This is a genomic window from Streptomyces sp. NPDC028289, from assembly GCF_055565975.1.
The window spans coordinates 301,738-317,936 of sequence record NZ_JBVHTI010000009.1 but is presented as its reverse complement, the minus strand read 5'-3'; the positions used below and the strand labels follow the sequence as shown (position 1 = coordinate 317,936).

The 16,199-nt window shown below is 70.3% G+C and carries 7 protein-coding genes; 3 read left to right on the top strand and 4 right to left on the bottom strand.

Translation table 11 applies throughout. The features are described from left to right. Positions 1-26 precede the first annotated feature (26 nt). Entirely contained in the window at positions 27-3,704 is a 3,678-nt protein-coding gene (locus tag ACZ4UV_RS41205) for a S8 family peptidase (protein ID WP_451021250.1), read from the bottom strand. A 291-nt stretch (positions 3,705-3,995) separates the two neighbouring features. On the opposite strand from ACZ4UV_RS41205, the gene ACZ4UV_RS41200 reads away from it, so the two are divergent. Both ACZ4UV_RS41200 and ACZ4UV_RS41195 read left to right on the top strand, forming a co-directional pair. Then, positions 3,996-4,721: a response regulator transcription factor gene (locus tag ACZ4UV_RS41200; protein ID WP_467845165.1), complete on the top strand. Its 726-nt coding sequence runs from the start codon at positions 3,996-3,998 to the stop codon at positions 4,719-4,721. Further along, entirely contained in the window at positions 4,718-6,232 is a 1,515-nt protein-coding gene (locus ACZ4UV_RS41195) for a HAMP domain-containing sensor histidine kinase (RefSeq protein WP_467845162.1), read from the top strand. The genes ACZ4UV_RS41200 and ACZ4UV_RS41195 overlap by 4 nt, the downstream gene beginning before the upstream one ends. On the opposite strand, the gene ACZ4UV_RS41190 is transcribed toward ACZ4UV_RS41195, so the two are convergent. Together ACZ4UV_RS41190 and ACZ4UV_RS41185 are read right to left on the bottom strand one after the other, a co-directional pair. After that, positions 6,229-7,605, bottom strand: a complete 1,377-nt coding sequence (locus tag ACZ4UV_RS41190) for a glycoside hydrolase family 27 protein (protein WP_467845159.1) — start codon at positions 7,603-7,605, stop codon at positions 6,229-6,231. The genes ACZ4UV_RS41195 and ACZ4UV_RS41190 overlap by 4 nt on opposite strands. 34 nt (positions 7,606-7,639) lie before the next feature. Next, complete coding sequence (locus tag ACZ4UV_RS41185; RefSeq protein WP_467845156.1) at positions 7,640-8,254, bottom strand: Uma2 family endonuclease; 615 nt, start codon at positions 8,252-8,254, stop codon at positions 7,640-7,642. Between the two features lie 655 nt (positions 8,255-8,909). On the opposite strand from ACZ4UV_RS41185, the gene ACZ4UV_RS41180 reads away from it, so the two are divergent. Then, positions 8,910-12,182 (top strand): GH92 family glycosyl hydrolase, encoded by a 3,273-nt coding sequence (locus tag ACZ4UV_RS41180; RefSeq protein ID WP_467845153.1) that lies wholly within the window; start codon positions 8,910-8,912, stop codon positions 12,180-12,182. A gap of 61 nt (positions 12,183-12,243) precedes the next feature. Here ACZ4UV_RS41180 and ACZ4UV_RS41175 read toward each other — a convergent pair whose 3' ends face one another. Next, a complete protein-coding gene (locus ACZ4UV_RS41175) occupies positions 12,244-15,987 on the bottom strand; it encodes a GH92 family glycosyl hydrolase (protein WP_467845488.1) in 3,744 nt (1,247 codons plus the stop codon). Positions 15,988-16,199: the final 212 nt, after the last annotated feature.

The window sequence follows — 16,199 nt, the reverse complement described above, 5'->3', positions numbered from 1 at the left end:
ATCCTTACAGTGGCTCAGGGCATCGCTCACTTCAGGCCGAACGCCCGCAGCACGGTCTGGTCGATCCCGTCGCCGTCCCGGTCGGTGGCCCGCACCCGCAGCGACACCGTCTCGGCGCCCTTCGCGGGCTTGAACCGCGCCTTGCCGCCCTTGACTTCCACTTCCTTCCATGAGGTGCCGTCGTCGTAGGAGACCCAGGCCTCCAGACTGCTCGCCTTCACACTCCCCAGCTGGTTCGCGAGCGGCAGCTTGACCTCCATCTCACGCCCGCTGTCGGCCCGGTTGAGGAGGTCGAGACGCTTCGGGGCGATACCGACCGTGAGCAGCGGCAGCGCCGTCTCCGTGTCGGTGTGCGCCGAGGAGAAGGTCCACTCGGTGTGCGTGCTCGTGGAGTACCTGGCCCAGGCCGCCCGGCGCTGCACGTCCAGATCGAAGCGGTACGAGGATTTCGCCGCGGGGACGTCGTAGACGCCGTATCCGCCGAGTGTGGAGTCGCCGACCAGCTGTCCGTCCGCGTAGAGCTTGCCCTTCGCGGTGTTGTCGGTGCCGTCGACGTATCCGTAGTGGCCCGGCGTGGAGTCGGTCAGCTCCGGGATCGACAGGGTGAGTTTGTCACCGTCGCGGACGGAGAGGCCGTACTCCTCGCTGCTTCCCGGCCGGAGGACCTGGCGCAGCCAGTCCTCGGTGGGCTCCGTACCCGGTTTGCCGAAGGTCCGCAGCGGGCTCCACTCGCCCTTGGAGGCCTGCCAGTTCGGGTAGACGACGTGCCAGGTACGGGTGTCAGGGTCGACGTAGTAGTACTCGTCGCGTTCCGTGCCCAGCTGCGTGTAGACACTGGTCTCGATGCCGAAGAGCTGCCAGGGGCGGAAGGTGTACAGGGTGTCCGCTCCCATCTCGCCGGCCGTGGCTCCGTAGTAACGGGCTTTCTGCTTCACCGTGGTGGACTTGTCGAGGGTGTAGGTCTGGTTCGCGGTGATGGCGCCGCTCTGCGCGGCGAGCAGGTTGTAGACGTACGGGCTGACCGGTGTACCGCTCAGCTTCAGGGTGACCTTCTTGCCGGTCTTCAGCAGGCCGGCGAGCTCGGCGCCCTCCTCGCCGGTGGCGATCATCAGCGGGACGCTGGTCGCGCGGTCCACGGCCTCGATCCAGAATCCGGGTGTCTTGCGGTACGCGATGAGGTAACCCGCCCCGGCCTTGGTCGCGTTGTCCAGAGCGGTCTGTGCCCGCTCCGTGGCGCCCAGCCCGACGACCGCCACCTTGCCCTTGACGTCGAGCCCTGCGAAGTCGGCCTCGGTACCGCCGCCCGCGTCCACCGCCTGGACGGTGTGCTTCCCGCTGATCTTCAACGGGAAGTCGTTGTACGTCTGCGAGTAGTAGAGCGAGGACAGCGCGGTCTTCTCCGGGCTGGTGACGCTCGCCGTCAGTTCCTTCGCGTACAGGCGGAACTTGGCGTAGAAGTCCAGGGTGCCCACGGTGACCTGCTGGGTCGGTGCCACATAGACGTGTGTGGTCCAGAAGCCCTGGCTGTAGGTGAGCCCCCAGGCGCTGCCCGGCCCCGCGCGGTGCCAGTTGGTGCTGAAGCCCCGGAACTCGGAGTCCTGCTTGGTCTTCGGTTTGATCTCCACCGCCTTGCGGGCGTCGAGGACGACCGCGGTGTCCTTGTCGACCTTGATCTCGGGGTTGCCGACGACCGAGGTGCCGACGGCCAGGCCGCCCGCGTCCCGGTCCGGGATCCAGGTCGCGATGGAATAGGTGCCGGCCGGTACCTGCCAGGTCCAGCCGGTGCCGATGAAGCCGTACTCGTCGGGGTAGGCGCCGTTCAGCTCCTGGAGCGTGTAGATCGACGCCCCGGTGGACGGGTTGCCCTCGCGGTCCACGAGGGAGACCTTGAGGTTGTACGTCTTCGGCGCCTTCTCGAAGCCGACGCCCGTGGTGACCTGGATGCCGTCGGCGGTCGCCGTGACATGGCCCGAGTACCGGCCCTGGGTTTCCTGCCCGGGGTCGACGCCGACCGGAACCGAGGCGGTCCCGTGCGCGGGCACGGTCAGGGTGTCCGCGCCCAGCGTGAGGTCGGCGAGCGACGACGAGAGCTTCAACTCCACCGCACTGTCGGTGGTGTTGGTGTACGTGATGTCCTTGCTGACGACCCCCGTGTCACCGTCCTCGAACCTGCCGAAGCTCAGCGTCGGGGTCGCGAAGACGTCCTGCTCGACGGCGCGGACCGCGTCGACCCGGCCGTCGCCCTGCTCGAACACGGAGTTGTCGGCGTTCGTCTTGGCGGTACTGGCGAGGGCCTCCTTGATCTGCTCGCCCGTCCAGTCCGGATGCGCCTCGGCGACCAGCGCCGCCGTGCCCGCGACATGCGGGGTCGCCATCGAGGTGCCGCTCGCCGTGGTGTAGTAGTCGTCGACCGGCGTGCCCATGGTGGTGCCGGCGGCGCGGGCCGCCGTGATGTTCACGCCCGGCGCGGTGATCTCCGGCTTCACCGCGAAGTCGCCGGGGCGCGGACCCCGGCTGGAGAACGAGGCCAGCTTGTCCGACTTGTCGACCGCGCCCACCGTCAGCGCGGAGTCGGCGATGCCCGGGGTGCCCACGGTCTGCTCGCCCGGACCCGCGTTGCCGGCCGCGATCACGAAGAGGGTGCCGGTGGACGCGGACAGGTCGTCGACGGTCTGGCTGAGCACGTCGGAGGGGCCGTACGCGGTACCGCCCAGGGACATCGAGACGATCTTCGCGCCGGAGTGCGCCGCCCACTCCATGCCCGCGATGATCCAGGACGACTGGCCGCTGCCCGTGTTGTCCAGCACCTTGCCGACCAGCAACTGGGCGCCCGGCGCGACCCCCTTGTACCGGCCGCCCGAGGCCGCGCCCGAGCCGACGATCGTGGACGCCACATGGGTGCCGTGGCCGAAGCCGTCCTGCACGGTCTCGTCCGGTACGAAGCTCTCCGAGCCGGCGATCTTCCCGGCCAGGTCCGGGTGCCCGAGGTCCACGCCGGTGTCCAGGACCGCGACCTTGACGCCCGTGCCGTCGTAGCCCGCCTTCCACACCTCGGGCGCGCCGATCTGCGGCACGCTCACGTCGAGGGACGCCTTCACCTTGGCGTCCAGCCAGATCTTGTCGATGCCGTCACCGAGCTGCTTCGCGGCCTTCGCGGTGGGCTTGGTGCCCAGCGGCGGGGCGATGTCCGACCAGAACGCGGTCGACTTCTTCGCACTGAGCGCCGCGCCGTCGATCCCGGGCAGCGCCAGCGTCCGGCGCGTGCCCTCGGGGGTCTCGGCGCCCTTGCCGTACGTCGCGATGACCGGGGTGCTGCCGGTCTTCGTGTCCGTGTACCCCTGTTTGACCAGCTGGGAGACGTTGAACAGAGCCGGGTCGAGACGGCCCGCCTTGATCAGCGGGATGGCGTCCGCCGGCAGGACGCTGATCTCGCCGTCCTTCTCGCTCGACAGGAAGGTGGCGGCCTCGCGGCCCTTGCCGCGCCGGACGTCGACGGCCTTCTTGCCGTCCGGTCCGACGGTGAGGGTCACGGTGTCGCCGGTGATGAGGGTGACGGTCTGCGGCGGGGCGGTGGTGCTCGGACCCGTGAGGGGTGTGACGGGTGTGGTGACCGGGGAGCCCGGAGCGGCTGTCGCGGGCATGACAGCCCCGGCGAGCAGTCCGGCCGCTCCTGCCACGGCCCACAGGGCGTGGAGTCTTCGCATGGGTGGACGTCCTCCGCTGAACGTGGAAACGCTTCCGCCCGGTAAAGCGGAAGCCAGAGATCAGAGTGGGCGCCGGGGCGGCGGCGGCTCAAGGGAACACGGTGGCCGGAGCGTGCCAATGCCCGCTTCGGTCAGCAGAGTTGGCGCGAACACCCCACCCGGCGGACCCGGCCGCGGCCGGTCGCCCCCGGTCCTCACGTCCGCATTCCGGCCCCCGCGCCCGTCCTGTCCCACGGCTTCGGCTCAGCGGGAACACAGCATTCCCCCAGGAGACCGGCACAGACTTGCTACATGTCCGCCACCGCAGGGGCCCGAACCGGCCGAGTACGCGTCCTGATCGTCGACGACGAGCCCGGTCTCACCGACCTGCTCTCCGCCGCCGTCGCCGACGCGGGCTGGCGCCCCTACCCCGCGCTCGACGGACAGACCGCCCTGCGGCTGGCCCGCGGGTGCGCCCCGCACGCGGTGGTGCTCGACGGGATGCTGCCCGACCTCGACGGCCTCCAGGTGCTGCGCAGACTCCGCTACGAGATGCCGAGGCTGCCCGTCCTGATGCTCACCGCCCGCGACGCCGTCGAACACCGCATCGACGGCCTGGAGGCCGGGGCCGACGACTACGTCACCAAGCCCTTCTCCCTGGAGGAGGTCGTGCTGCGGCTGCGCGGACTGCTGCGCCGGGCCGGCACCGAACAGCCCCCCGCCGACGACTCCGTACGCGTCCTCGGCGACCTGGTGCTGAGCGCCGAGTCCCGCGAGGTGCAGCGGGCCGGCACCCCGATCAGGCTCACCGCCAAGGAGTTCGACCTGCTGAGCCTGCTCCTGGACCATCCGCGCCAGGTACTCAGCAAGGCCCAGATCCTCGACCACGTCTGGACCACCTCCTTCGACGGCGGCGGCAACCTCGTCGAGGTCTACATCTCCAGCCTGCGCCGCAAGATCGACCGGGGCCGGGCGCCGATGATCCACACCGTGCGCGGCATGGGATACGTCGTACGGCCCATGGAGGACGGCAGATGACCGCCCGGCTGCGGAGCCGGTCGCTGCGCACGCGACTGCTCGTCTTCATCACCGCCGTCCTGGTCTGCGTGTGCGCCGCGATGGCCCTGACCACGGTGTTCGCCCAACGCGCCTATCTGCTGGGCAACCTGGACAACCGGGTGAACGACGCGGTGGAGCGCAACGCGGGCGGCGCCTCCCTGCACCCGGAGCTGACCCGCGACCTGACCTTCCTCAACGAGGGCGGCCAGCCGGCCGGCATGCTCGCCGCCCGCATCGACGCCAAGGGCAACATCCTCAGCGCGGCCGTGGTCGGCCACGACGCGCCCCCGCGCTCGCTCACCACCGCCCAGACCGCCGCCCTCAAGGGCATCGCGCCGGACGGCTCGACCCACACCCGCGCGGTCCCCGGACTCGGCACCTACCGGGTCGCCGCCCTCGACGCGAGCGGCATCCGCGTCCTGACCGGCCTGCCCATGGACGACGTACTGGACACCATCAGCGGCCTGGTCGCGGTCGAGATCGCGGTCGCCGCCGTCGGCCTCACGGCAGCCGGCTGCGTCTGCGCGGTGGTGATACGACGGCAGCTGCGCCCCCTCGGCCGGGTCGCCGCCACCGCCGTCGAGGTCTCCCACGCGCCGCTCGGCCGGGGCCAGGTGACCGGCCTGACCCGGGTGCCCGAACGGGACACCGACCCCGGCAGCGAGGCCGGGCAGGTCGGCGCCGCCCTCAACCGGATGATCGACCACGTCGAGGCGTCCCTGGCGGAACGCCAGCGCAGCGAGGAACAGGTGCGCCGGAGCGAGGAGCGCATGCGGCGCTTCCTGGCCGACGCCAGCCACGAACTGCGCACCCCGCTCGCCTCGATCGCCGGGTACGCCGAGCTGATGAACCGCGGTACGGACCGCATCGAGCCGGGCCTGGCCTGGCGCCGGGTCAACGCCGAGTCGGCCCGGATGCGCAGCCTGGTGGAGGACCTGCTGCTCCTGGCCCGCCTCGACGAGGGACGCCCGCTGCAGACCGCCGAGGTGGACCTGGCCGCGCTGGTCGCGGAGGCGGTGTGGGACGCGCGGGCGGCCGGGGCCGGTCATGTCTGGCAGCTGGAACTCGATCTCGACGACGGCCCGGCGCTGGTGCTGGGCGACGAGGCCCGCCTGCACCAGGTGGTGGCCAACCTGATGGCGAACGCACGGGTGCACACCCCCGCCGGTACGACCGTGACCGCGAGCGTCGAATCCACCGCCACCACCTGCGTGATCCGGGTCCGGGACGACGGCCCCGGCATCCCGCCCGCCCTCCTCCCGACCGTCTTCGAACGCTTCACCCGGGCCGACACCTCCCGCACCCGCGCCGGCGTTCTGGAAGGCGGCTCGGGCCTGGGCCTCGCCATCGCCTCGGCCATCACCACGGCCCACGGCGGCCGCATCGACGTACGGAGCACCCCGGGCCGTACGGAGTTCACCCTCGAACTCCCGGTCACCGAACTCCCATCCGCCGGAACGACGACGGTCGTCCGCACGGCGCCGGTCTAACCCGCCGGGGACCGGTGGATCCGGTACAGGACGACGCCGTGCGGTGGCACGTCGGCGGCGACGCGGCCCGAGGACCCGGTCGTCCGGTGGCTCCACAGGTCCCGCAGGGTGTACGCGCGCGCCGACGGCAGCCCCAGCGCGGCAGCGGTGGTCACGATCTCCCTGGCAGCGGAACCGGTGTTGAACAGGCCGACGACGAAGTCCCCGCCGGGCTCGGCCTTGGCGAAGACCTGGGAGCCGGGGGCCGAGGAGATCCGCTCGGCGTCGATGCCGTCCTGGTCGACCGCGAGCACGTCGGTGTTGCCCAGCAGGGCGAGGTCGGCGGGATCGAGGCGGGTGAGGTCGGTGCCGAGGACCAGCGGGGAGGCGGCCAGCGACCACAGGCTCATCTGGGTCCGCCGCTCGTCGGGGGTCAGGCCGTCGTCGTCGCCGTTGCCGATCTCGAGGGAGTCGTAGTCGTTGTGGCCGCCGGGTGCGCCGTACGGGGCCCACGCGGCGACCCGGTCGAACCGCGAGGCGACCTTGGCCCAGGTGGTCAGCGGATAACTGCTGCCGCCCGGCCCGCAGTAGCACTCGACGTCGCTCCCGGTGCGCCAGCCGTTGGACAGCCCGGCCCAGGTGGCCGCGTTGCCGATGTCCAGGTCGTTGGAGAGCTCCAGATGGATGGGCCTGCCGGTGCGCCGCAGAGCCTCCGACCACGCCCGGACGTCCTGCTCGTCCCCGGTGCCGACGCCGTCGAGCTTGAGGTAGTCGATGCCCCAGCCGGCGAACTGATCGGCCCAGGAGGCGATGAACGCCTGTGCGCCGGGCTCGGCGTAGTCGATGCCCACCATGCCGCCGCAGTTGTAGTTCTTCTCCGTCGTCGTGGTGGCGATGTCCCGGGCGTGGTACGGCGTTCCGTCGATCGGGGTGTCCTTGACGACCGCCTGTTCGGAGATACCGGGCGTGACGTACAGCCCGAACTTCAGCCCGAGCGAGTGGACGTGGTCGGCGACGACCTGGATCCCGTTCTTCCCGTCGACGGCCGGGAACTTCGCCGGGTCGGTGACCCAGCGGCCGTACCGGTCGACGTCCGGCCCCCGGCTGCCCGGGCACTCGTACCAGAAGTCGTCGAGGTTGACGTAGACGAACCCGTTCTTCGCGAGCCCGCTGTCCTTGAGCGCCCTCGCCTGCGCCTCGACGGTCCGCGCGGTCGGGTCGCGGCGGACGAAGCTCCAACTGCTCCACCCCAGCAGCGGCTTGAGCCCAGCCCTGTTGTCATAGGAGTGCGTGGGCCGAACTCCTGTGGCGCTGCTGCCGGTGCAGAGCAGCAGCGCTCCGGCGAACGCCGCGGCCAGCACGCCGCGGAACCGGTGGGCGGCGGCTGTGGTCATGCCCTGATCGTATGGGCACCTCGAACGGTCCTGATCAGAATCCGACGAGGGTGTCGAGGTCGATCTCGACCGGGAACGGCAGTTCGGTGATGAGCTTGCCGTGGTGCACCGGGTGCATGGGGGCCGGGATGTACGTCAGGGTGTCCGAGTTGAGCCAGTACTCGTGCACCGCCAGTTTCCGGTCTCTGTCGAGCTCGACTCGCCAGTAGCACGGGACCTTGGCGGCGGCGAACTGCGCGGGCTTGCTCACGCGGTCGTCGCGGCGGGAGCCGGGGGACACGACCTCGACCACGAGGGTGAGGTGGGCGGTCGGGACGCACTCCAGCTCGAAGAAGTTGAGTTTCCGAGGGTCGAAGACGATGGCGTCCGGTTTGATGACGTTCTGGTCGTCCACCATCACGCACTGCTCGACCACTACCTCGTAAGGCTCGGTGCGTGCGTCCTCCAGGGCGCGTGCCACCTTGTCCCGTACACGGTTGTGCCAGAACCTGGTCTGCCCACGAGCCACGATCACTCCGTCCACGAGTTCCCAGTCGAAGGGCAGCTCCAGATTTTTGACCTGGTCGAATGTCCAGCCGTCAGCAGGCGGGAACATCCAGTTGTCCTCGTTGGCCGGTCCCTGCTGGCGTGTCGTCATCACTGCTCCCATGGGCGAGAGTGTGGACGCGGTGACGCGTCGTGATCCTCTGTACGAAGGTATCTCCACTCGAAGCAGTGAAGCCATGCCGCGCCGTTTACACCCGCCCCTGTCCGCGCTAGCTTCACAGGGGAGCGGGGTGGGAGCGCTCCCATATTCGCTCCGGCGGACCGGAACCCGCCGGGGCGGTGGGCCCGCTTCCATCCCGCGCCCATCTCCGACCCGCGCACGGCCGTTCACCCCACACAGAGGCAGATCTGTCATGCATATGTCAATCTAGCGCAACCGGCCTGCCGTGCCAGGTCGGTTGACGTACGCGATCCGCTCTGGGCGGACCCGGTGTCGGTGCACACCGGGTCCGCGAGCCGGGCAGGCGGGGGGGTGAGCCTGTCCGGGTGGGAGTTGCTCGTGGTGCCTCTTGCACGTCCGTGGTGCGGCTTGTGTCGACGCCGTGACGGGCGACAACGTTGTCTCATGGTCTGTACATGACTCTACCGTTCCAACCGACAACGATGTCAACCCACTTCGTGTCACCCGACCGGGTGAAGCAGGTCCGCGCCGTCCGAGGCATTCGCGGTCTTCCGTGGTACCGGTGGCGCACGTTACTGTCCCTGCGGCTTGTGCGACCCGTGGTGCGCGACCCGTCCGGAGGAGGAAGGGCCGCGTCATGCGTTTCCGACCCATGTCCCTGCTGCTGGCCGCGGTACTCGCGGCCGGCGGTTCCACCCCCGCCCTCGCGGCGACCACCAGCGCACCACCCGAACTGGTCAAGGACCCCACGGCGTACGTCGATCCGCTGATCGGCAGCAGGAACGGCGGCAACACCTTCCCGGGCGCCGTCGTGCCGTTCGGGATGCTCTCCTGGAGCCCGGAGAACACCAGAGGCGACGCGACGAGAACGGCCGCACCGGGCGGCTACCAGTACGACGCCACCCGCATCCGCGGCTTCAGCCTGACCCACATGTCCGGCACCGGCTGCGCGGGCGGCAGCGGCGACATCCCGTTCTTCCCGTACGCGGGCGAGGTCACCTCGTCCCCCGCGAGCGACACCAAGGACGCCGTCTACGCCTCGGACTTCAGCCACACCGACGAGACCGCCGAGCCCGGACACTACAGGGTCGGCCTCGCCTCCGGCGTCACCGCCGACCTCACCGCGACCACCCGCACCGGCTCGGCCCGCTTCACCTATCCGGCGGGCAAGCCCGCCTCCCTGCTGATCCGCACCGCCAACTCCGAAGTCGGCTCGGCCGATTCGACGGTCACCATCGACCCGGACACCCGCACCGTCTCCGGCTCGGTCACCTCCGGCGACTTCTGCGGCTACCTCGACCCCGAGGGTCAACGCTCCTACTACACGCTCTACTTCACCGCCCACTTCGACCGCGCCTTCACCGCCACCGGCACCTGGCGGGACGACAGGCTCAGCCCGGGCTCGACGAGCGCTTCCGGCGGCACCGGCGGCTTCTCGGCGAACGGCGGGCGGCCCGTCGCCGGCAAGGGGGCCGGCGGATACCTCCAGTTCGCGCCCGGCTCCGGCCCGGTGAACGTCAAGGTCGGTATCTCGTACGTCAGCCGGGCCGCCGCCGAGGCGAACCTGCGGACGGAGAACCCGCCGCGGCGCTCCTTCGGCGCCGTCCGCGACGCTGCCCACCGCGCCTGGCGCGACCGCCTCGACGCGATCCGCGTCGGCGGCGGCACGGACGCCGACCGCACCACCTTCTACACGGCCCTGTACCACTCCCTCTTCCACCCGAACGTCATCAGCGACGCGGACGGCCGCTACCGGGGCGGCGACGGCAAGGTGCACCGGGTCGCCCGCGGCCACCGGGCCCAGTACGGCACCTTCTCCGGCTGGGACGTCTACCGCGACCAGGTCCAGCTGCTCACCCTGCTGGATCCCAGGACCGGCTCGGACGTCGCCCAGTCGCTCTACGAACTCGCCCGGCAGAACGGCGGCGTCTGGGACCGCTGGCTGCACGGCGCGAGCGGCACCCACGTCATGAACGGCGACCCGGCACCGACCGCCCTCGCCGGCATCCGCGCCTTCGGCGGCACCGACTTCGACCTGAAGGGCGCGCTGGACTCGCTGGTGAAGGCGGCGACCGTCCCGACCGCCCAGGACCTGTCCCCGGCCGGCAAGCCGGTGCTGTCGGCCGGCCAGCGCCCGTCCCTCGACAAGTACCTGGCCCACCACTACATGCCGTCCGTGTCGAACGCCTGGGGCGGCGCCGCCGAGACCCTGGAGATGTCCACGGCCGACTTCTCCCTCTCCCAGCTCGCCGCGGCGGCAGGAGAGAAGGAGACGGCGGCCGCCTTCGCCGACCGCTCCCAGTGGTGGCAGAACAACTTCGACGTCGCCGCCGACCCCGGCGGCGGCTACGTCGCCAACCGCAAGGCGGACGGCAGCTGGGTCACCGGCTTCACTCCGGCCACCGGCAACGGGTTCGTCGAGGGCACGGCCGCCCAGTACACCTGGATGGTCCAGCACAACCCGGCCGGGCTCTTCGCCGCGATGGGCGGCACCGACAAGGCCCTCGCCCGCCTCGACGCCTTCTTCCACAACAGCGACGGCAGCTGGGCCTTCACCGGCAGCGGCGGCGACAAGTCCGAGCTCGACAACGAACCCTCGCTCAACGTGCCCTACCTGTACGACTACGCCGGTGCCCCCTACCGGACGCAGGAGACCGTCCGTGCGGCGATGACACAGCTCTGGTCGACCCAGCCCGGCGGCATCCCCGGCAACGACGACCTGGGCGCGATGTCCTCCTGGTACGTCTTCTCGGCGCTCGGCATGTACCCACAGGTCCCCTCCCGTGCCGAACTCGTCCTCACCGCGCCTCTGTTCGAACGCGTGGAGATCGACCGCCCGGACGGCAACGACATCTCGATCCACGCGACGGGAGCGGCGAGTGACGCCCCGTACGTCCAGTCCCTGAAGGTCGACGGCCGCGCCGGCGACCGCTCCTGGCTCCCCGCGAGCTTCGTGCGCGCCGGCGGCCGCCTCGACTACACCCTCGCCACGACCCCGAACCGCATCTGGGGCACGGGCACCCCGCCCCCCTCCTTCCGCCAGGGCGAGCAGCCGTACCAGATCGGCGTCGGTCCGACGACCGCGACGATCGCCCCCGGCGACAGCACGACGCTCACCGTCCGCGCCCTGTCCCTGTCCGGAGGCAGCGGCCCCGAGGTGCGCTTCCGCGTCGAGACACCGGACGGTGTGTCGGCCACCCCGGCGGAAGGGACGGTCACCGGCGGTTCCCGGCAGATCACTCTCGCCACCACCGCGGGCACCCCGCAGGGCTACTACGACGCGAAGATCACCGTCACCTCGGCCGACTCCTCCTACGTCCAGCCGGTCGCCCTCACCGTCGCCGCACCCGGAACCCTCCTCGCGGCCTACTCCAACACCGGCGTCTCGGACGACTCCGGCGACCACGACGAGGCCGACTTCGACGGCGGCGGCTGGAGCTACTCGCGCCAGGCCCTCGCGGCGGCCGGCCTCACGCCGGGCGCCCAGGGCACGGTCGACGGCCTGACCTACACCTGGCCGAACGCCCCCGCGGGCCGCCCCGACAACGCGACGGCCACCGCCCAGACCATCGAACTCCCCACCCCCGCGGCCAGGTTGTCCTTCCTCGGCAGCGCCACCAACGGCAACCAGTCGGCCCGGGCGACCGTCACCTACACCGACGGCACCACCGGCACCGTCGACCTCTCCTTCACCGACTGGACCATCGGCGGCGGAGGCGGCACCGTTCAGTACGGCAACCAGATCGTGGCGACGACCGCGTACCGGAACGTGGCCGGCGCGGACAAGGACCCGGTACCGACCCACGTCTTCGCGACCCAGCCCTTCACCGCACCGGACGGCAGGACCATCAAGGCCGTCCGGCTGCCCGAGAACAGCGACCTGCACGTGTTCGCCCTCGCCACCGGCTGACCGCCGAACGACAGAGGGGGGCGGACCCGAACGGGCCCGCCCCCCTCTCCGTGCCGCTGTCTCAGGCCAGCAACTCCACCTCCGCCAGGGTGGATTCGCCGTCCAGGACGAGCCGGTAGTGGGCGTACGTCCCGGGCTTCCGGACGGTGAAGGCCCGGGTCTGGAGGTCCCAGCCGAAGGATTCGGCCGAACGGTGGTCCACGGTCTGCCAGTCCCTGCCGTCCGTGGAGGCCTGGAGGGTCCAGCCGGTCGGGGCCTTCGTGCGGTCCGACGGTGAGGTGAGGGTGTACTGGATGCCCTTGACCGGCTTGGTCACCGGCAGGTCCACCGACGTCACCGTCTGCTCGGTCGCCGAGGTGTTGTCGAACAGGGAGCCGTCGGTCTTCAGGACGTCCGCGCGCGGGGTCGGGACCTTGTCGCCCTGGGTGATGGAGACCGGGGCGGCGTCCTTGCCGGTGCCCCAGGCCGACGGCTTCGGGCCCATCGTGAAGTCGATGACGCCGCCCTTGGAGATGAGGGAGTGGGGGAGCGAAGTCGACGTCCAGGCTTGGCCGTTGACGCGGACGCCCTGGACGTAGACGTTCTTCGCGCTGTTCTGCGGGGCCTTGATCACCAGGTCGTGGCCGTTCTCCAGGTGGACCGTCGCCTTCTTGAACAGCGGCGAGCCGATCGTGTAGTCGCCGCTGCCCATCACCAGCGGGTAGAAGCCGAGGGCCGAGAAGAGGTACCAGGCCGACTGCTCGCCGTTGTCCTCGTCGCCGTGGTAGCCCTGGCCGATCTCGCTGCCGAGGTAGAGCCGGGAGAGCGCCTCACGGACGTGGGCCTGGGCCTTCCAGGGCTCGCCGGCCGCGTCGTACATGTAGATGACGTGGTGGGCGACCTGGTTGGAGTGGCCGTACATGCCCATCCGGACGTCCCGGGCCTCGGTCATCTCGTGGATGACCCCGCCGTAGGAGCCGACGAAGTCGGGGGAGGCGGTCTCGGGCGTCGCGAAGAACTCGTCGAGCTTGTCGGCGAGGCCGGACCGGCCGCCGTACAGGTTGGCGAGGCCCCGGCTGTCCTGCGGGGCGGTGAAGGCGTAACCCCAGCCGTTGGTCTCGGTGTAGTCGTAGCCCCACACACGCGGGTCGTACGACGCCGAGTCCACCCGCCAGTCGCCCTGGGCGTCCTTGCCCTGGAAGAAGCCGGCCTTCGAGTCGAAGAGGTTCACGTAGTCCTGGGCGCGGTTGAGGAAGTAGTCCGACTCCTCCTTGTAGCGCTTCTCGCCCGTCTTCTTGTACAGCGCCTTGCCCATCTCGGCGATGCCGTAGTCGTTGACGTACCCCTCCATCGCCCAGGACAGGCCCTCGCGGGTGTCGTCGCTGGTGTAGCCGAGGAAGGGGGAGGTGGACATGCCCTTGCGGCCGACGCCCGAGGAGGGCGGTACGACGGTCGCGTTCTTCAGGGCCGCGTCGTACGCCGCCTTCGCGTCGAACTTCACGCCCTTCACGTAGGCGTCCGCGAACGCCACGTCCGAGGAGGTGCCGGTCATCAGGTCGGCGTACCCGGGGGAGGACCAGCGCGAGGTCCAGCCGCCGTCCTTGTACTGCTGCACGAACCCGTCGACCATCTCGCCCGCCTGAGAAGGCGTCAGCAGGCTGTACGCCGGCCAGGTCGTGCGGTACGTGTCCCAGAAACCGTTGTTGACGTACACCTTGCCGTCCACGATCTTCGCGCCGGTGTGCGTCGGGGTGTCCTGGCTCGTCATCGGCGAGAAGGGGGAGGCGTACTGGTACGTGGAACCGACCTTCTCGAAACCGGAGTTGGGATACAGGTACAGCCGGTACATGCTGGAGTAGAGGGTGGTCAGCTGGTCGGCCGTGGCGCCCTCCACCTCCACCTTGCCGAGCAGCTTGTCCCAGACCTTCTGCGCCTGCGCCCTGACCGTGTCGAAGGAGGTGCCGTCCGGGATCTCCTGGCGCAGGTTGTCCTTCGCCTGGTCGACGCTGATGAGGGAGGTGGCCAGGCGGAGCGTGACGGTGTGGTCGGCGCCCGCGTCGAAGCGCAGGTAGCCCTTGACCCCGCTGGAGTCGCCGCCCGTCACGGGCTTGTCGAAGACGCCGTAGACGAAGAGGCGGGTGGCGCCCGTCGACAGGCCCGACTTGACGTCGGAGTAGCCGGTGACGATCCCGTGCTCCTTGTCGAGGGTCAGGCCCGCCTGCTCGGTCACGTTGTCGAAGACCACGCTCGCGTCGTCACCCGGGTAGGTGAAGCGCAGCGCGGCCGCGTGGTCGGTCGGTGTTATCTCGGCCTTGAGGCCGTTCTCGAACCCGACCCCGTAGTAGTACGGCCGCGCGGTCTCGTTCTCGTGCCGGAAGGCCAGCTCCCGCGCCTCCCGGCCGGTGTCCGGGGTGCCGGAGGCGGCGGACGGCATCAGCTGGAAGGTCTGCCGGTCGCCCATCCAGGGGCTCGGCTCGTGGCTCGCGCTGAACGCCTGGATCGTCGGCAGGTTGTCGTCGTTGTTCGCGTGCGCGTACTCGTACAGCCAGCTCTCCGAGGACGCGTTGGTCACCGGCGTCCAGAAGTTGAAGCCGTGCGGCAGCGCGGTCGCCGGGAAGTTGTTGCCGCGGGAGAAGCTGCCGCTGGAGTTGGTGCCGCGGGTGGTCAGCGCGTAGTCGGACAGGTGCGCCTTCGGCTTCTCGGGGGCCACCGGCTTCAGGGACACGTCGTCGATCCAGCCGCGGAACTTGGCCGGGCCGGCGGGGGAGTCGTAGCCCACCAGGATCCGGTCGACCGTCTTGCCGGCCGCGACCGAACCGATCACCGACGAGATGTCGTTCCACTGGTTGACGTACAGCGCCTTCGACGCGCCCTGCCCGCGTGGCGAGAGCGCGAACCCGTGCTGGTCGACGGCCCCGAGGCCGCTCAGATAGGTGCCGTCCGTGAAGGCCAGGTCCACCGCCACGTTGGTGGCGTCGTAGTCGAGGTCGCCGTCGGCCATCGAGGGGAAGATCCGGTACGCCAGCCGCGTGTCCCGGCCGACCTTCACGTTCACGTCGAAGACCTTGTTGTACGAGTACGCCCGGCCGGTCGCCGTGTGCCGTCCGGCATAGCGCAGCGCGTGCGTTCCGGTGAACCCGGCCCGCGCCTTCGCGGTCGGCGAGCCGGTCGGGCCCTTGTCGACCAGCGAGAGCATGTCCTGGGGCACCGGCCCGCCGCTGCCGCCCGTGGAGAACTGGACGTCGGCGATCTGGAGGATGTCCGGGGCGCCGTTGTTCTTCGTGACGTCGAGCCGGAAGTGCTGGTACTCGGCCGGCGCGGAGAGGTCGTACGACTTGGTCTGGAACCGCTCCGTGAAGGCCTCGCCGCTGCGGGTGTCGACGGTCTTCCAGTCCTTGCCGTCCGTAGAGCCCTGGAGGGTCCAGTCCGCGGGGTCGCGTTCGGCGTAGTCGTTCGCCGAGGTGAGGGCGTAGGTCACCAGCTTGACGGGCTTGTCGAAGTCGAACTCGACCCAGCCGGTGGGCTCGAAGGTGAGCCACTTGGTGCCGGACTCCCCGTCGACGAGGTTCTCCTTGACCTCGCCCGCGCCGGTGTTCTCGCCGCTCGCCCGCTCGTCGGTCACGTGGTCGGTGACGTTGCCGGGGATGCCGGTGCTGTAGCCGCCGTCCACTCCGGAGGCGCGCGGAGTGCCGCTCGGGTCGGTGTCGACGGTGTCGGTCCAGTCCGGTGACGGGTCGCCAGACTCGAACGAGGATGCGAACTGGGTCGTGGCCGCCGGTGCCTTGGCCGGCAGGGCGACCGCGGCCCCCTGGGAGCCCAGGGTCATGACTACGGCGGCCGCGATCACGACCGCCGTACCGGATCCGTGCCCTGTTCTTCGCTGCGTTCTCCGCTGCATCAACGGGTACCCTCCCTGCCACATGAGACAACGTTGTCAGCTGCGTGGCGCAGGAACCAGTAGGTGGTCAAGTGGCCCGTGATGTCAAGGGCGTTGGGTGCGGCATTCAGGGGTGTATGTCGGCTCTTTTTCCGGCAAGG